Genomic DNA, 17,080 nt, shown 5'->3' on the forward strand with positions numbered 1-17,080 from the left:
CCTATTTTGCCACGGAACGGCCACCCTCTGTCATGTTCTTCTTGAAAAAATCAGGCGCTTTTAAATATGTTCCCAGCCGCCACAGCCACTCAAACGGCCCCATGCGGAAACGCTTGATCCACCACATGCTGGCTGCCATCTGACATAGAAAAAACAAGACGGCAATTCCGATTCCGGCCAATACGCCGAGCCTGCCGTACAACCCGAGTCCATAGCCGTAAAAAATGAACGTCATGATGATGCTTTGCATGAGATAATTCGTAAAAGACAGCCTGCCGACGGCCCCGAAAGGTTTTAGCAGGCGCTGTCCCTGTTTCGTCTGCGCCAATAGGATGATCCCCGTCAAATAACAAAATGTCAGCGCCAGCGGTCCTATGCCTTCGCTTAGCATATATACGAACGGATCTTTCCAAACAATCGGCAGCGCTTTAAAAGGAAGGCCGATTGCGAGCGTCACAAAGAATACCTTCCGGATTCTCTTTTCATAGAGACGCGGCTGATGAAGCCACTTCTTCTTCGCCGCATATAAGCCGAAAAGAAATGGTGAAAGGGTAAAAACAGGTGCGATCAAAACGATGAGCATCACGGATAGTCCCTCCGGCGCCGAATCGTCAAAGTCAAATAACGGAACCTCCGCATTTGCCCGATGGGAAACGATATCCCAATAGCTGCCGCTTTGCATCACCTCAGCCGTTCGCTCGTTGAATTCCGTCAGCTCGGGACTTGGCTCCACTCCCCCGCTTCCAAAACAGATCAATATATAAACCGCAAATAAACTGACCGCCCAAATCAGAATCGTTTTCGGTTTCCGGTTGATAAACAGAAACAGCAGTCCCATTCCGATCATTCCGTAGCTTAACAAAATGTCCCCCTCCCAAATCAAGCAGCCGTGCAAAAAGCCGAAAACAGCCAGCACGAGAAAGCGCCGGAAGAATACACGGCGGTATTTTACGATCCCTTTCTCATCAAACCTGTCCATCATTAACACCATGCCGTATCCAAATAAAAAGGCAAACAGCGGCATGAAGCTGCTGACGGCAAAAATCCTGGTCCACTCATATGCCCAATGATCATATGAAGCCATCGGTTTAAACGATAAATCGTCCCACATTCCGTATTGAAACAAAAGCATATTTGCAAGCAGAATGCCAAACAGCGCAATTCCCCTCGCTTGATCCAACCAAATGATTCTGTTACTTTGCAGGGGCTGAATATTCAATTGTTCTCTCTCCTCGCCTTTAATGTCAATTTATTGTAGCAACCCCAGCTTAATCCCAGTTAACCCGCATCTTAAATATTGCTAAAAAGAAAAGACAGCTTCACAAATGAAGCTGCCTCTATTACATTCTGAATGCCGGTGCATCCAATTGATATAACCGCCGATAACGGGGGTTTTCTTGCAATAATTCTTTATGGCTTCCTTCCATTTCAATCGTTCCATTTTCAAGGAAAAGAATCCGGTCAGCGGCTTCAGCTCCCGCCAAATGGTGGGTGATCCAAAGAACGGTCTTCCCCTTAAGCGCATCAAACATCGTCAAAAGCAGCTCCCTTTCCGTGATGGGGTCAAGCCCGACGGTCGGCTCATCCAAAACGATGACGGGTGCGCCCTGCAAAAGAATGCGTGCCAATGCGATTCGCTGGCGTTCTCCTCCCGAAAAGCGGCTCCCCGTTTCCTGTACAGACGTATGATATCCGTCAGGGAGCGATTCAATCAAATCATGAAGCTTTACCTGCCGGGCCGCCCAATACACTTCTTCATCGCTCGCCTCGGGATTTCCGAGCCGAATATTATTTAAGATCGTCGTATCAAACAGGTGCGGCTTTTGATTCAAAACGCCGACAACCCGGGAAATATCATGTTCAAGCGCCTCTGCAGCGATTCCGTTAAACATGACCCGGCCCGCCGTTGGGGCAAGCGCCCCCTCGATCATGGCCATGATCGTCGATTTGCCGGCACCGCTTCGCCCGAGAAGCGCAATTTTTTCTCCCTGCTTTAAGGTAAAAGAGACGCCTTTTAATACCGGCTGCCCGTGTTCATATGAAAACGAAACATTCTCAAAGCGAAGGGTGACGTCATGCAACCCGACCGCTTCGGCACTTTCCCGGGGAACGTCATTTCCTTTCTCCTGTTCCGGCTGGAGACTGTCCATGCGATTCAGCGAATCCTCGTATTCAGGAATCGCCCCCGCAGCGTCGGAAAGCGGAAAGAACGCTTCAGTCAGCGGAAACACAACAAGGACAAATGCGGCAATAAACGTATGGGGCAATGCGCCTTCCGCGCTTTGTCCGCCGGTCCAGCCCAGCATCAACAGCACAAGTCCCGCCGCAAGACACTGCACGAAGAAATCCCTCCAACGGGTGAAACGCTGGCGTTTGTTTTCGATGCGGAGCATTTGCTCTTCGGCTTCTTCGTAAGCGCGGATAAAGTCGTTTTGCCGGCCGCTGAAAATCCAGTCGCTCGCCCCCATAACAGCATCGGTCAGCCGGCGGTAAAGGCGGCTGCGCCCCCTTTTTAACGTGATGTTTCCCGCCCTTGTCACAAGCAGGGACACAAGAGGAACGAGAAAAACGAGAACCGCGGCATAGATCGCGATCAGTCCGGCGAACGGCCACGAAAAACTGCCGAGAACAGCAATGAATACGGTATACAAAAGCAATGCCGATACTCCGGGAAACACCGTTTTTAAATACATATCCTGCAGGTGTTCGATATCATCGGCCAAAATGCCGAGCATATCGCCGGTACGAAAGCGCGAACGCAGCCTCAGAGCCTGCGGTTCGAGCATCCTATACAATCTGACGCGCATATCGGACAGGATTTTCAAAATGATGTGGTGGCCTGTCAGCCGTTCAACATACCGGGCCACAGCACGCAAAATGCCAAAGGTGCGGACAGCTACGATCGGCACGTAAATCATCAACACGTTTTCCGGGCGCGTCGCCGCCTTTGAAATCAAGTAGCCGGATGTATACATAAGAAAAGCGGCGGAACATACCGTCACTCCGCCAAGCAAAATCACAATGAAAAACAGCTTTTTATTTTTCTTCACATACGGCAGGATCCACTGTTCCTTCTTCATGATGCACCTCCAAACGCCTGCGCTTTCACCAGATCATAGTAAACGCCGCGTTTTTCGATCAGTTCCTGATGGGTTCCGGTTTCCGCCACTTTCCCATCCTTCAGCACGATAATTTCATCCATGTCCAGCATCCAGTGCAAACGGTGGGTTGCGATAAAGACAAGCTTGTCCTCAAACAGCTTCAGCATCGTTTCTTTCATTTCGTATTCCGTTTCAATATCGAGGTGTGCGGTCGGTTCATCCAACAGAAGGATCGGACGGTTTCCGAGAAAAGCCCGGGCGACCGCCGTCCGCTGCGCCTGTCCGCCGCTCAGCGTCCTGCCGCCTTCGCCGATCCGTTCTTCAAGACCCGACGGTAGCTCGCCAATCAGCTCAATCAGGCCGGCAGCCTTTGCCGCCCGTTCCACTTCTTCAATTGAAGCTTCGGGATGGTAAAAACGGATATTGGCGCTGAGCGTATCTGGAAAAATGTACGGATGCTGCGGAATATAGACAAGCTGCCGCTGCCAGCTTTCCGCCTGGAGATGCGTTCTTTGCGTTCCCCCGATTTCGATCGCTCCGCCGGACGTATCAAGAAAACCGCCGAGCACATCGATAAGCGTCGATTTCCCTGCACCGCTTTCCCCGATGATCCCGATTTTTTTCTTCCCTTTAAAGGATAGCGAGATATCGCTTAAAGAAGCTTGTCCCCCATGTTCATGACGTACGGAAACGTTTTTTAATGCAATCTGGTCTTCATCTGACCAAGAACTGAGCAGAAGAAGCTCTTCTTTTTGAAAACCGGGGGCATCCAAAATGCTCCTTATCGCCTTTCCCGCTTCCTGTCCGTTCAATGTCGCATGGTAGTCATTGCCGACCTCGCGAACGGGCAGAAAAAATTCGGGCGCAAGGATTAATACCGTAAGGGCAGGGCCGAGCGTAATATGACCGTCTACAAGTCCGAGCCCGAGAAAAACGGCTACGGTGGCAACAGACAGCATCGTAAAAAAATCAAGGGCGAACGATGACAAAAAAGCAATTCTAAGCGTGCTCATCGTTGCCTTTCGGTATCTTTCGCTCACCTTGAAAATATTTTTCTCATGGGACCGGCTTAAGCCTAAAAACTTCAATGTTTCCAAACCGCGGAGCGAATCCGTAAAATGGTTGGAAAGCATCTCATAGCTTTTCCACTGCCTGTCCGCTTTTCTTTTCGCGGCATATCCGAGCAGGATCATAAACGCAATCAAAATCGGCATAGTCACCATTAAAATGACCGCAGACGATTTGTCTTTGAAAAAGACGTAACAGACGATCGCCGCCGGGATAACGGCCATGCTGACCATCTTCGGCAAAAACAGCTCCAGGTAGCGGCGAAACTGGGCGATGCCTTCCATCGCAAGCGTAACAACGTGTCCTGTGCCTTCCTGTCTCGCCAGACGCGGCCCTGATTGAAATAGCTTTTCAAGAAAGCTCTTTCGCATATCGGCCCCGGTCTTTGCTGCGTACTGATAAACCGCCCGCTGCTTCACGAGCGTGACGGCATGGCGAAAAAGAAACGCCGCAAGAAAGAGGATCATCACCGAATACAGCGCGCTGATTCGTTCACCGTTAAAAAGGCGGGTCACCGCCTCTGCAAGCCATTCTGCCTGCAGGATGATGGCGGCGCCCTGCAACAAGGTCAAAGCGGTCAGGACCGCAAGAATTCGTTTGATTCCTTTATATTGAAAGAGGTCTTTTCCCATTAATAAATCATAGGCTCCTTACTGCTGATGCGTTTCCGGAAAACGTAGTAGCTCCAGATTTGATAGCCGAGAACAAATGGAAGCAGCGTGAGCGCGACGATCGTCATGACCTTTAAAGAATAAGCGCCTGATGAAGCATTGTAGATCGTCAAATCGTACGCGCTTTTGACCGAACTGATCATGACGCGCGGAAACAGCGCCGTAAATATCGTGCCGACCGTCAGTGCGATTCCCGCTCCAGTCATGGCAAACGTCCAGCCGTCGCGTTTTCGCTTCATAAATACGATGGACAGCACATAGCAGACGACGATCAAAGCAGCAAGCGGAATCGTCACATAGCCCCGGCCTGTGAACAGATCGGTTTCAAAGACGGACAGCGCAACAAATGCAGCAAGTGCAGCCAAAACGGCGAACACGACCTTTCCGGCAAGCCGTCTTGCACGGTCCCGCAAGTCATCCTCCGTCCTGAGGGTAATAAAGATCAGGCCGTGCAGCAGGCACAGAAGCGTAACGGTGACGCCGCCGGTGACCGAATAGACATTCACATAATCTGCAAAGCCGGCATGCAGGTTCATCTCGGCATCGATCGGCATGCCGCGCAGAATGCTGGTAAACAGCACGCCAAACAAAAACGGGGGCAAAAGACTTCCGAAAAACACGACCCAGTCCCACGCCTTCGTCCATTTGGCCGTTTCCACTTTTCCCCTGAACTCAAAAGCGACGCCGCGCCCGATCAAAGCAAGCAGTACAAAGACGAACGGGATGTAATATCCGCTGAACATCGTCGCGTACCAATTCGGAAAAGCGGCGAAAATCGCCCCGCCGCCTGTCAGCAGCCAGACTTCGTTCGCATCCCAGAAGGGGCCGATCGTATTGATCATCACCCGGCGTTCGAGCTCATTCCGCCCGAGAAACCGGGTCGCCATGCCGACCCCGAAATCGAAACCTTCCAGAAAGAAAAACCCCACAAACAACACAGCGACTAATATGAACCAAAGCTCATTAAGAGATACCATGGTAAACCTCCTGATCAAACGGGTCTGTCGAAACGGCAGCCTCATGATGATCATGGTGCTGCGCCCCTTTTTTGATTTCGCGGACAAACAAGTAGACAAGGATAATCGCCAATACGAGATAAATCGCTGTGAACGCAATCACCGAGAACAGAAGCATTCCAGCCGATACATTCGGTGAAACGGACTGTGCTGTCGTCAATATGCCAAACACCGTCCACGGCTGCCGTCCGATCTCCGTCATGATCCAGCCCGCCGTGTTGGCGATGAACGGAAATGCGATCAGCCCGACCATCACCCGCAAAAACCATTTGCTCGTTTCAAGCTTTTTGCGGAAGCTTAAGAAAAGCCCTGTCAATGCGGCGATAATCATGAGAATTCCCGCGCCGGCCATAATCCTGAAACTCCAAAACGTCGTTTTTACCGGCGGAATATAGTTTCCTTCTCCATATTTTTTTTCGTATTCCTTTTGAAGTGTTTTCATACCCGGCACATCGCCGCTGAATTTTTTGTAAGCCAGATAGCTGAGCGCATACGGAATGCTGATTTCAGACTTGTTCACCTGCTTGTCCGTGTCGATGTCGGCAAGCATGGTCCATGCGGCAGGGTCTCCGCTGTCATCCCACAGCGCTTCGCTCGCGGCCATTTTCATCGGCTGGCTCTTCATCAGGTGCTGGGCCTGCTCATGCCCGCTGAAGGCAACGCCGATACCTGAAACAAGCGCAATGACCATCGCGATCTGAAACGATTTCTTGAAAAAGTTCATTTCCTGCTTTTTCAGCATTTTGAATGCGCTCACGCCGGCGATGAAGAACGATCCCGTAGCAAGCGCTCCGAAAATGACGTGCGGAAATTCAACCCATAGCTGCGGGTTTTTAATGATCGCAAGAAAATCGGTCATCTCGGCCCGTCCGTTTTTAATCGCAAAACCGACCGGTTCCTGCATAAATGAGTTGGCAGCCAAAATCCAAAAAGCGGACAGCATCGTGCCGATCGACACCAGCCAGATGGAAAGCAAATGAACCTTTTTCGGAAGACGGTCCCAGCCGAATATCCATAAGCCGATGAAGGTTGACTCCATAAAGAAGGCCAAAAGCGCCTCAACAGCAAGCGGGGCGCCGAAAACGTCGCCGACAAATCGGGAATACTCCGACCAGTTCATGCCAAACTGAAACTCCTGCAAAATTCCCGTGACGACACCGACTGCAAAGTTAATTAAGAATAAGTGCCCCCAAAACTTCGCCATCGTCCGGTAAATGTCTTTTTTCTTTACAACGTAAAGGGTTTCCATCAAGGCAACCATAAAGACGAGTCCGATCGACATCGGAACAAAAATAAAGTGAAAGATCGTCGTTGAAGCGAATTGAAACCGGGCTAAGATTAATTCGTTCATTCCCTGCTTCCTCCATTTCCATTGATATGCTCCATCAGATTGTTCAAAACTTCACAATATTGCTGTGAAAGGTGACGCAAACGGTTTACCAAAAAGGCGTTTCTTTTCAAATTAATACAATAGACTTATAAATCAATCTCGAGATTACTTATATAAGTAATTTACACCGTTTGTTTATAGAAAAAAAGATCTAATTACCTAAAAAATGGGTCGATTTGTGACCAAATCTTGACTAAAAATCAAACATTTTTTGACGACAAATAGGTTTTATTTACCATAAAACTTTAAAAGGCCCAGCCGATCAATAAAAAAACACCCCTGAAAGGGTGTCCCGAATCTGTCACAATATCGGTATTTTTTAGCCCATATACCGTTTTACAATTCTTTCAGCATGAGGCAAGTAGCTTTCTCCGAAAGAATTCAAATGCATGTATACATAAAACAGCTGGTATAAAGGCCAAATGTCGCGGTCAAGCGGTTCTTTCGACGCCGCTTCATAGGCGCTGTAAAACCTCTCGGTGAAACCCCCGAACAGAGCGGTCATCGCCAAATCCATCCGGAAGTCCCCGTATAAAACGGCCGGATCAATGAGATATGGAGAGCCGTCCTCCCCCGTCATCCAGTTGCCTCCCCATAGATCTCCGTGAAGCACGGATGCGCAGGGCTTTCCGGGGAGCCAGCGGGGAAGCGTTTCCGCAAGCCTGACATGCTTCTCCGCCTGCCTTTCATTCAAAAATCCTTTCTCAAGCGCGAGCCCGATTTGCGGAAGCAGCCTTTTTTCCCGGTAATAGGCCGGCCAGCTGTCATATTCGCCGTTCTCCTGCTGAAAGGTGCCGATGTAATTGTCATGCCCCAATCCGTAAAACGGCTTCTCCGTCCGGTGCATGGCGGCGAGCTGTTCGCCAAGCTTTTCCTCCGCCCCTGGAGACCGGGTATCTCTAATATAAGAAAGAACGAGGAATCGCTCCGGATCGCTTATGCCGTTATATCCAATCACGTCAGGAACGTTTACGGCGCCGGTTTTTTTCAGTTCTGCAAGTCCCATGGCTTCCTTTTCGAAAAAGTCGGCCGGCACTCCATCGTTTATTTTGACGAAAAGCCTGGTTTTGTCCGTCTCCACGAGAAAAGACCGGTTGATATCGCCCCCGCCTGCTTCTGTTATCCTCTGAACAGCATGATCACGGGCGGATGCCCGGACCGCTTTATCAATGATTTTCTTTACATCCATTTCCTTCACCCCCGCCACTTTATACAAAAGAATAAATGGAAGCGTTCGATCGGCTGTCTTTACTTTCTCATACTTATGGACGATTTTACCCGATTATTTGTTCACATAAAATCCACAGATATTGTGAAATGTTTCACAATATCCTGCTATACTTATGTTCGTAATCTAAGATCCTTACTTCATGGTGGTGGTACAACATGGAAACTAAATCGCTCATGTTAGTGGAAGAGCTCGCATTGAAAAAATGCAGCATCTTTAAAGAGAGCCCGCTTCGCTATTTTTTGCGATCCATGCTGGCAAGCATGTTCATCGGGTTTGGCGTGATCGTCGCATTTAAAACGGGGAATTTCTTTTATCTTGAACAGTCTCCGTTCACATATCCAATTGCCGCGGTTACGTTTGGGGGAGCCATTATTCTGATTGTCTACGGCGGGGGAGATTTATTTACGGGAAACACGTTTTATTATACATTTGCGGCGCTTCGCAAAAAAATGCGCTGGTTTGATGCCATCGGGATGTGGCTGTTCAGTTATGCGGGAAATTTCATGGGCGCCATCTTATTCGCAGGCCTCATTTTCTCAACGGGATTGTTCAAGGATTCGTCCGTCAACAGCTTTTTGCTGAGCGCGGCCGAACATAAGATGAATTCGCCGATGACAGAACTGTTTTTCAGGGCGATTCTTTGCAACTGGCTTGTCTGTCTTGCCTTTTTTATTCCGATGTCCCAAAAAGGAGACGGTGCAAAAATGTTCTCCATGATGCTGTTTGTGTTTTGTTTCTTTATTTCCGGATATGAGCACAGCATTGCCAACATGGCCACCTTCGCCGTCGCTTTGGTGACTGACCATCCGGACACCATTTCGTTATATGGGGCGGTTCGCAATTTAATCCCCGTTACATTGGGGAACATCGTCGGCGGAGCTTTTATGATGGGCTTCATGTACCACTTCGCGAACAGGCCGCAAACAGAAGACATGATCAAGTAGGAGCGGCAGTTTCCATTTGCAAAAAGCGGTATGAAAAGATGGGGAGACTCATAAAATCTTACTACTTTTTAAAATGGAGGGTTCGACCATGCAAAGTTTTCATACGCTTTGCCGGCAATTTGGGCAAATATTGAATGGAGAGGCAAGGGTGGAGCACGGTGTTTGTTCTGTCAGTATAAAACGGAATATGAACGTCTCTGTTCAGGGAAGGCTGAGCCGGGGAATTGCGATGAAAGAAGTGATGTTCGAGTCGCTGGATCAACACGGAATCGCCTTGAATATGGCGGAAATCGCCATTTTGCCTGAAGAAATCCCTCTTTTTACAAAAAGGCTTGCCGATCAGGGACTCATCATCAGCGCTTTGCATAACCATTGGATCTTTACGAAGCCGAATCTCTTGTACATTCATTTCCAATCCGTCGAACCGCCCTTAATTTTTGCAAGAAAAACGGCAGCCGCCTTATCTGTCTTACGATAAAGCAGCTGCCGTCCGTATTATCTCCCGCTCGAAAGCGTTGCTCTTTCCACGGCTTCGGCGACAATCTCATGAACGTCGGGGTTCAGCGGATCGGGTACTAAATCGCCTTGTTTTGTACAGGAGGCAATGGCCTCGGCTGCGGCCACGAGCATCGGATGTGTGATCGATTCTGCTCTTGCATTCAACGCGCCTCTGAAAATGCCCGGGAATCCGAGAACATTATTGACAGACCGCCCGTCTGCAGCGTAAGCCGCTCCCGCCTTGAGCGCTTCTTCCGGCTCAATCTCAGGCTTCGGATTGGACAGAGCCAGAATCACCTGGCCTTCGCGAACCCATTTTTTATCGATCAGCCCCGGAACGCCCGTCGTCGCGATAACGATGTCGCAGCTTTCCATCAGCTCTTCAATGCTTTCAGCTGCGTGTCCTCCGTAATTCTCCAAGCGGGCCATTGCTTCCATCGATTTATCTGTTCCGACGACCCGTTTCACTCCGTATGCCATAAACATCCGGCAGATGGCAACGCCCGCGGCGCCGAGGCCGATTTGGCCGACGTGCGCCTGCTTCAGGTCGACTCCCGCGCTTTTAGCTGCCGAAATCGCCGCCGCAAGCGTAACAACGGCAGTACCGTGCTGATCATCATGCATCACAGGGATGTCCAGTTCCTGCTTCAGGCGCTCCTCGACTTCAAAACAATGCGGAGAACCGATATCTTCGAGCAAGATCCCGTTGAATCCCGGCGCGATGTTTTTCACCGTCTGGACGATCTCATCAGGATTTTTCGTATCAAGCAATATCGGGATGCCGCTGATTCCGGCGAGCTGGTCAAAAAGAGCGGCTTTTCCTTCCATGACCGGCATTCCGGCGACAGGGCCGATGTCCCCTAGGCCGAGAATGGCGGTTCCGTCCGTCACGATGGCCACCGAATTGCCGATTCCAGTGTAAATCTTTGCTTTTTGCGGTTCTTCTTTAATAATTTCGCACACATTGGCGACCCCTGGCGTATACACCCGTCTCAAGTCTGCGAGCGACCTGATCGGCATTTTGCTCTTCATGTGAATCTTTCCGCCTTCGTGAGCGGAAAGGACGTCGTCAGAAACGGTATGAAGATGAATGCCGTCCTTTAAATTGCGGATCACATCAAGAATTTCGGTCAGCTGTTCTTCATGCTCGACTTGAACCGTGATGCTCCTCATCGTATAATGCGGCCCGACCTTGATCGTCTCGATCTCTCCGATATCACCGCCCGCCAGGCCGATCGCCGTGGTCACTTTTCCAAGGTTTCCGGGTGCTGAAGGAATTTCGATCATTAAATTGCGAATAATATTTTTGCCATTCATCACAGAATACCTCCAATGATTTGTTATCAGCTGCTACTGCACCGATGAATCCTTTTGATCCGTATACCAGATGAATTTCCCGGTATATCCGTACAAAATCGCGAGTCCGACTGAAACGAAGCTCATCCACATGAACGGCAAGTAACTGAAGGTGGAGATGCCTAAAATTCCGGCCATATAAATCCCGTTGTCTGACCAAGGCACCATCCCCGACGTCATGGTCCCTCCGACCTCGGCGTTTCTTGACAGCACCCTCCGATCGATGCGGAGCTTGTCATAGCTTTTCTCCATGATCTTCGGCGTTAAAATCAGCGAAACGTACATAGCGCAGCCAAACACGTTCCCTAAAAAGGCGACAATGAGCGTCGAAAGCGTTACGTTTCCAGCAGATGTCAGCTTTTTCTGGAACTTGGACACAATTACTTTCAAAACGCCTAAATGTTCCAAAAGTCCTCCAAATCCAAGGCCGAGGATAATGACGACAACAGAGCTGAGCATTCCCTCGATTCCTCCGCGGTTCAGAAGCTGGTCCATAAATTTAATGCCGGTATCAATTGAAAAACCGCTGTACGCTGTTCCGAGCGCATCGGAAAAATTCATTCCCTGGAATACAGCCGCCCAGATGGCTCCCAAGAGAGCACCGATTGCAATCGTCGGTACGGAAGGCTTTCTCATCGCCAGAAGAACGATGACGACGATTGCCGGAACAAGCATCCAAATATGAATGTCAAACGTGTTCTGCAGCAACTTTTTCAAAAACTCGACTTTCTCCAAATCAACGTTCTTGCCTCCGTAGATAAATCCCGTAACGGTAAAGAGCACCGCTGTGATGATATATGCGGGAATCGATAAATACAGCATCGCCCTTACGTGAGAGATGACTTCGACTTTTGATAAAGATGAAGCAAGCACCGTACTGTCTGAAAGCGGTGATAATTTATCGCCAAAATAGGCACCTGATAAAACGGCGCCGGCTACGAGCGGAAGGGGCAGTCCCAGACCTTCCCCGATCGCCATCATCGCAATTCCGGCCGTACCGACGGTTCCCCATGACGTACCTGTCGCAACAGACGTAATCGAACAAATAATGAGCGTGGCAAGCAGGAATATGCTCGGATGAATAAATTCGAGCCCGTAATAGATTAAAGTCGGAACAACTCCGCCGGCTATCCACGTGCCGATCAGAGCGCCGACTGCAATGAGGATTAATATCGCTTCAAGACCGTTGGTAATCCCTGTTGTAATCGACTTCTGCAAATCTTCATAACGGTGTCCCAGGCGCAGCCCGAGCAAAATCACCAAAAACCATGATATGAATAGTGCCAACTGTATCGGCAAATTAAATTTTACTGTAAACGAACAAACGATTGCTAAAAATGCACCTAATACAATGATGATTTCTACCATTGATGGTAACCGTGCTTCTTTCAACCTGGAGTCCCCCTTGTTTTTGAAACGCTTACAAAAAAGCTACTTCAAAATAGTAAATTCTACTCAATTTTTTCCTAAAAATTTAACTAACAGAGCAAGTATACCATGAAAAAAGACAAGATGATATCCTATTTTCCCCATGGTATCCTTACTCCCCCAAAATTTTTAGTTGCAAGCGGAAACACCCTGTTTTTCTATCCCGGTAAAATGCTTTCAGCGTGTTTCCGCCTGCCTTTTTTATTAATCCCGATTTAAAAGTTCAGCCCCGGCAATACCCGGTTTCGTCATTTCATAAGGGTTCAAAATCAGATCTAGCTCTTCTTCTGTCAAAACGTCATTTTGCAGACACAGATCGCGTACTGATTGGCCCGTTAAAATCGCTTCCCTCGCGATTCTTGCGGCCGCTTCATAGCCGAGGTGAGGGTTTACGGCAGTAATGACGCCGGCGCTTTTTTCGACATATGCTTTCAGGCGTTTTTCGTTTGCTTCAATACCTGTCACACAGTGATCTGTAAATGAACGGAATCCGTTGTTCATGATGCTGATCGATTGAAGAAGGTTAAACACGAGCACAGGCTCCATAACATTCAGTTCGAGCTGTCCGGCTTCAGAAGCCAGGCAAATCGTGTGGTCGTTCCCGATCACCTGGAAGGCAATCTGGTTGATCAGCTCGGCCATGACCGGATTGACTTTCCCCGGCATGATCGATGACCCCGGCTGTCTCGCCGGCAGGGAAATCTCCGCCAGTCCTGCGCGCGGGCCGGATGCCATCAGCCTTAAATCGTTTGCGATTTTGGACATGTTCATCATGCAGACTTTCAATGCTGCCGATACTTCTGTATAAGCGTCCGTATTCTGCGTCGCATCGACGAGGTGGTCGGCGCCGACGAGCGGGAGGCCGCTGATATCTGCCAGATGCTTGACGACATTTTCAATGTAGCGCGGATCTGCGTTTAATCCCGTTCCTACTGCAGTTGCGCCCATATTGACTTCATATAAATGCTGACGCGACTGTTTAATCCGCTTGATGTCGCGTTCGATCACGCGGCTGTATGCTTCAAACTCCTGACCGAGGCGAATCGGAACAGCATCCTGGAGATGGGTGCGCCCCATTTTGATGACATGATCGAATTCACTCGCTTTTTTCTTGAAGGCGCCCAGCATGTACTCCATCGTATCGAGCAGCTTTTCAAGCAATTTCAGCGTTGAAATGTGAATGGCCGTCGGAAACACGTCATTTGTCGACTGTGACATGTTGACGTGCGTGTTCGGACTTAAGTGAATATATTCTCCTTTTTGATGGCCGAGCAGTTCAAGCGCGCGGTTTCCGATGACTTCATTCGCATTCATGTTCATGGACGTGCCGGCGCCGCCCTGAATCGGATCGACGATAAATTGATCGTGCAGCTTGCCTTCGATGATCTCGTCAGCTGCCTGGACAATCGCATCCCCGAGTCCTTTATAGAGACGCTTCGTCTCCATGTTGGCAAGTGCGGCCGCTTTTTTGACCACGGCCAGCGCCTTGATCATTTCCTCATGAATTTTATATCCGGTAATCGGAAAATTTTCTGCTGCCCGTAATGTTTGAATACCATAGTAGACATCCGCCGGGATGTTCTTCTCTCCGAGAAAATCCTTCTCTGTCCGATATGCGGTCTGATTCATTTGTTAACCCTGCTTTCTGTTTAAATAATGATATCGTCTGCAATTGGCGTTTCCATGATTTTTTTGACCTCATGCGGGTCTCCATTTTTCCCTAAAGCCCACATCAGCTTAGGCACGATCGCTTCGGTGTTCATGTTTCTTGATCGGATAACGGCATCCTGGTTGACTCTGCGGCCGACTTCATAAATGCTCATATCCTCTCCTTCTTCAAGGCATTGCGTCGTGATGACGACGACGATTCCGGAATCGATCAGTTCATTGACCTTGTCCAAAATATTCCGTTTCTCAAACGGAATGCCGCCGCTGCCGTAGCTCTCAATGACGACGCCTTTATAAGAGCCTTTCAGACAATCGAGGAACTCCGGCTTCAAGCCGGGATGCAGCTTGATCAGACAAACGTCGGTATTTAAAGAAGTATCGAACGCAATCGGCTCTTGCTTTGCTTCAGGAACCCGTTTGTTGTACTCGATCTCCTGATCGTGGATGAACGCGATATAAGGATAGTTGATGCTTTCAAAAGCATCATAGCTTTTCGTTCTTAATTTGATCGCTCTCGTTCCTAAAATGACACGGCCGTCAAAGACGACGTACACCCCGCCGATGCCGTCTGAGGCAAAGCGGACAGCATCTTTAATATTTTTCTTTGCATCTGTCTTCTTAAATGTAATCGGCACCTGTGAACCCGTGATAACGATCGGCTTATCGACGTTTTGCAGCATATAGGAAAGCGCAGCTGACGTATAGGCCATCGTATCGGTACCATGGGTGATGACAAACCCGTCGTAGCGGCCGTAGTTCTCATATACCGCTTCAGCCATTTTCACCCAATGTTCAGGCTGCATGTTTGTACTGTCTATGTCCATTAAAGATTGGCAATCTATCGTATAATTTTTATGGTCATCAGATAAATAGCTGAGAAGCTCTTCCGCTTTAACCCCCGGAGCGAGCCCGTTTTCTCCTTCTACTGAAGCGATCGTCCCGCCGGTGGTTAGCAGCAGTAACTTTTTCATATGCTACACCTCTCTAAGAAGTATTTTAACGTTTTAAAGCATGATCATATAGAGCAAAAAGGCCGACAGATAAGCATTGTATACGCTTTATGCGTACCTTCATTGCAATTATAGTCCTCAAATGTGAAATAATCAAGAAAGATTATTCATTTCGCGTACACTTTTGCTCATAATGTGCTATAATCACTGTGTATCAAAAGGAGCGGAAGATATGAATTTAGATCGATTAACAACACTGAGAAAAAATAAGAAATGGTCATTGCAATATACAGCCGACCGCCTCGGTATTGCGAAAAGCACCTATGCGGGGTATGAATCCGGCTATCGCCGCCCTTCATTGGAGGCGCTTATCGAAATCGCTGATTTATTCGGAACCTCAACCGACTACTTGCTCGGCAGAATCGACGACCCACGGGATGGGAAGAGCAAAAACGAACCAATTGAATTGACGAATTGGGGCAAGCACAAACTGGCGGTTGACGGGGCGCTTCTTTCTGAAGAAGACATCAGGCAGATGGTCGCGTTCATCAAAGTCAAAAAACAGCTTGATGCTGAATGAGCGGGGGCTGTCCTTTTTATACAAAAAAACTTGATTGGCCGAAAATCGCCAATCAAGTTTTTTTAATTTAAGCGATGCAAGAACTTTACGCAGACCGCTTCAGGAGCGGGGATGTTGGACTGCAGCAGCGTCAGCGTGCCCGTCGATTCGTTTCTTTCATATAATGTCAGCGTTCCTGTTTCCTGGTTGGAGGCGATCAAAAAACCTTCCGTAGGATCAAATGCAAAGTCGCGCGGCCATTCACCTTCTGTAGAGACATGCTCGATCAAGGAAAGCTCGTCTGAGTATTCATTTACGGCAAACACGGCGATGCTGTCGTGTCCGCGGTTTGAAGCGTAGACAAATTTGCCGTCGCGCGTGACGTGAATCGCGCCGCCCTGGCTTTTTCCGTCAAAGCCATCAGGCAAGGCGGAAATGACTTGCACTTCGCGAAATTCTCCAAGGCCGGGGTTATATTCGAGAACGATAACTTCATTGCTCAGCTCTGTCAGCACATACGCGTACTTTTCTTTCGGATGAAACTCGATATGCCGGGGACCGGAACCAGGCGCGACAGCGAGCGACTTCACTTCCTCCAGCTTTCCTTCCTTCAGTTGATAGGTGATCACCCGGTCAATTCCTAGATCAACGGCTACCGCATAGTTTTCGTCAGGGGTAAAACCAGAATAGTGCACATGCGCCTTCTCCTGTCTTTCATGCGGGCCGGATCCTTTATGCTGCACCTCTGAAGCGGGAGCATCCAAGCTGCCGTCTCCATCTAAAGTATAGGATGCAATCGTTCCGCTGTGATAATTGGCGGAAAGCACATACTGATTGGCGCTGTCGACGCTGACATGGCACGGCGACGGGCCGTCTGCGGTTTGCTTGTTGACGAAATGCAGATCACCTGTATTCCCGTCAATCCGGTAGGCGGCAACACCGCCTTGTTCACCGTCATTGATCACCGCATAGAGCATGCTATTGTCTTTGGCGATATTGAGATATGTCGGACTGCCCAGCTTTGCCGCAAGCTTTGGCGTGCTCAGCGCTTTTTTGTCGGTATCAAGTTCAAACGTATAGATTCCTTTGCTGTCTGCTTTTGTATATGTTCCGATATAACCTCTATATGTTGCCATTTGATCCTCTCCTTTTTACATTACGGTCGTCTATTCCTATTTTAACCTACAGAAACAGAATAAG

General features: G+C 49.0%; 14 protein-coding genes. 3 read left to right on the top strand and 11 right to left on the bottom strand.

Going from position 1 to position 17,080, the window contains the following annotated elements; all coding sequences use genetic code 11:
• Position 1 precedes the first annotated feature (1 nt).
• The 6 genes from NSQ39_RS19660 to NSQ39_RS19685 all read right to left on the bottom strand — a co-directional run bounded on the left by NSQ39_RS19660 (position 2) and on the right by NSQ39_RS19685 (position 8,435).
• Positions 2-1,219, bottom strand: coding sequence for a DUF418 domain-containing protein (locus tag NSQ39_RS19660; RefSeq protein ID WP_175076548.1), 1,218 nt, complete (start codon positions 1,217-1,219; stop codon positions 2-4).
• Positions 1,220-1,340: 121 nt separating this feature from the next.
• Positions 1,341-3,080, bottom strand: coding sequence for a thiol reductant ABC exporter subunit CydC (cydC, locus tag NSQ39_RS19665; RefSeq protein WP_175076549.1), 1,740 nt, complete (start codon positions 3,078-3,080; stop codon positions 1,341-1,343).
• Positions 3,077-4,801, bottom strand: coding sequence for a thiol reductant ABC exporter subunit CydD (cydD, locus tag NSQ39_RS19670; RefSeq protein WP_175076550.1), 1,725 nt, complete (start codon positions 4,799-4,801; stop codon positions 3,077-3,079). The genes cydC and cydD overlap by 4 nt, the downstream gene beginning before the upstream one ends.
• Positions 4,801-5,817 (bottom strand): cytochrome d ubiquinol oxidase subunit II, encoded by a 1,017-nt coding sequence (gene cydB / locus NSQ39_RS19675; RefSeq protein ID WP_175076551.1) that lies wholly within the window; start codon positions 5,815-5,817, stop codon positions 4,801-4,803. Before cydB ends, cydD begins: the two co-directional genes overlap by 1 nt.
• Positions 5,804-7,207: a cytochrome ubiquinol oxidase subunit I gene (locus NSQ39_RS19680; RefSeq protein WP_046129369.1), complete on the bottom strand. Its 1,404-nt coding sequence runs from the start codon at positions 7,205-7,207 to the stop codon at positions 5,804-5,806. The genes cydB and NSQ39_RS19680 overlap by 14 nt, the downstream gene beginning before the upstream one ends.
• 358 nt (positions 7,208-7,565) lie before the next feature.
• Complete coding sequence (locus NSQ39_RS19685; protein ID WP_046129368.1) at positions 7,566-8,435, bottom strand: fructosamine kinase family protein; 870 nt, start codon at positions 8,433-8,435, stop codon at positions 7,566-7,568.
• A gap of 197 nt (positions 8,436-8,632) precedes the next feature.
• Between NSQ39_RS19685 and NSQ39_RS19690 the strand changes: the two genes are divergently transcribed.
• Both NSQ39_RS19690 and NSQ39_RS19695 read left to right on the top strand, forming a co-directional pair.
• The gene (locus tag NSQ39_RS19690) at positions 8,633-9,421 is read left to right on the top strand and encodes a formate/nitrite transporter family protein (protein WP_046129367.1); all 789 of its coding nucleotides are present in this window, start codon (positions 8,633-8,635) and stop codon (positions 9,419-9,421) included.
• 88 nt (positions 9,422-9,509) lie between these two features.
• Positions 9,510-9,899 carry a DUF1259 domain-containing protein gene (locus NSQ39_RS19695; RefSeq protein ID WP_046129366.1) on the top strand — a complete coding sequence of 130 codons (390 nt, stop codon included), beginning with the start codon at positions 9,510-9,512 and terminating at the stop codon, positions 9,897-9,899.
• Positions 9,900-9,916: 17 nt separating this feature from the next.
• Here the strand turns inward: NSQ39_RS19695 and NSQ39_RS19700 are convergent, their stop codons facing one another.
• The 4 genes from NSQ39_RS19700 to NSQ39_RS19715 all read right to left on the bottom strand — a co-directional run bounded on the left by NSQ39_RS19700 (position 9,917) and on the right by NSQ39_RS19715 (position 15,342).
• The gene (locus NSQ39_RS19700; protein ID WP_046129365.1) at positions 9,917-11,236 is read right to left on the bottom strand and encodes an NAD-dependent malic enzyme; all 1,320 of its coding nucleotides are present in this window, start codon (positions 11,234-11,236) and stop codon (positions 9,917-9,919) included.
• Positions 11,237-11,269: 33 nt separating this feature from the next.
• Positions 11,270-12,667 carry a Na+/H+ antiporter NhaC gene (nhaC, locus tag NSQ39_RS19705; RefSeq protein ID WP_046129364.1) on the bottom strand — a complete coding sequence of 466 codons (1,398 nt, stop codon included), beginning with the start codon at positions 12,665-12,667 and terminating at the stop codon, positions 11,270-11,272.
• Between the two features lie 240 nt (positions 12,668-12,907).
• Entirely contained in the window at positions 12,908-14,332 is a 1,425-nt protein-coding gene (gene aspA / locus NSQ39_RS19710) for an aspartate ammonia-lyase (protein ID WP_046129363.1), read from the bottom strand.
• Between the two features lie 20 nt (positions 14,333-14,352).
• Positions 14,353-15,342: an asparaginase gene (locus NSQ39_RS19715; RefSeq protein WP_065894701.1), complete on the bottom strand. Its 990-nt coding sequence runs from the start codon at positions 15,340-15,342 to the stop codon at positions 14,353-14,355.
• Positions 15,343-15,553: 211 nt separating this feature from the next.
• Here NSQ39_RS19715 and NSQ39_RS19720 point away from each other — a divergent pair, with 211 nt between their 5' ends.
• Positions 15,554-15,901 carry a helix-turn-helix domain-containing protein gene (locus NSQ39_RS19720; protein ID WP_046129361.1) on the top strand — a complete coding sequence of 116 codons (348 nt, stop codon included), beginning with the start codon at positions 15,554-15,556 and terminating at the stop codon, positions 15,899-15,901.
• Between the two features lie 62 nt (positions 15,902-15,963).
• On the opposite strand, the gene NSQ39_RS19725 is transcribed toward NSQ39_RS19720, so the two are convergent.
• Positions 15,964-17,016 carry a lactonase family protein gene (locus NSQ39_RS19725; protein ID WP_175076552.1) on the bottom strand — a complete coding sequence of 351 codons (1,053 nt, stop codon included), beginning with the start codon at positions 17,014-17,016 and terminating at the stop codon, positions 15,964-15,966.
• Positions 17,017-17,080: the final 64 nt, after the last annotated feature.

It is taken from the genome of Bacillus sp. FSL W8-0848 (genome assembly GCF_038007805.1).
Taxonomy (GTDB): Bacteria; Bacillota; Bacilli; order Bacillales; family Bacillaceae; genus Bacillus; species Bacillus glycinifermentans.

Coding starts and splice junctions, on each gene's coding strand:
- NSQ39_RS19725 (WP_175076552.1), bottom strand. CDS start 17,016: ATGGCAACATATAGAGGTTATATCGGAACATATACAAAAGCAGACAGC.
- cydB (WP_175076551.1), bottom strand. CDS start 5,817: ATGGTATCTCTTAATGAGCTTTGGTTCATATTAGTCGCTGTGTTGTTT.
- cydD (WP_175076550.1), bottom strand. CDS start 4,801: ATGGGAAAAGACCTCTTTCAATATAAAGGAATCAAACGAATTCTTGCG.
- aspA (WP_046129363.1), bottom strand. CDS start 14,332: ATGAATCAGACCGCATATCGGACAGAGAAGGATTTTCTCGGAGAGAAG.
- NSQ39_RS19685 (WP_046129368.1), bottom strand. CDS start 8,435: ATGGATGTAAAGAAAATCATTGATAAAGCGGTCCGGGCATCCGCCCGT.
- NSQ39_RS19680 (WP_046129369.1), bottom strand. CDS start 7,207: ATGAACGAATTAATCTTAGCCCGGTTTCAATTCGCTTCAACGACGATC.
- cydC (WP_175076549.1), bottom strand. CDS start 3,080: ATGAAGAAGGAACAGTGGATCCTGCCGTATGTGAAGAAAAATAAAAAG.
- NSQ39_RS19695 (WP_046129366.1), top strand. CDS start 9,510: ATGCAAAGTTTTCATACGCTTTGCCGGCAATTTGGGCAAATATTGAAT.
- NSQ39_RS19715 (WP_065894701.1), bottom strand. CDS start 15,342: ATGAAAAAGTTACTGCTGCTAACCACCGGCGGGACGATCGCTTCAGTA.
- NSQ39_RS19720 (WP_046129361.1), top strand. CDS start 15,554: ATGAATTTAGATCGATTAACAACACTGAGAAAAAATAAGAAATGGTCA.
- NSQ39_RS19690 (WP_046129367.1), top strand. CDS start 8,633: ATGGAAACTAAATCGCTCATGTTAGTGGAAGAGCTCGCATTGAAAAAA.
- NSQ39_RS19700 (WP_046129365.1), bottom strand. CDS start 11,236: ATGAATGGCAAAAATATTATTCGCAATTTAATGATCGAAATTCCTTCA.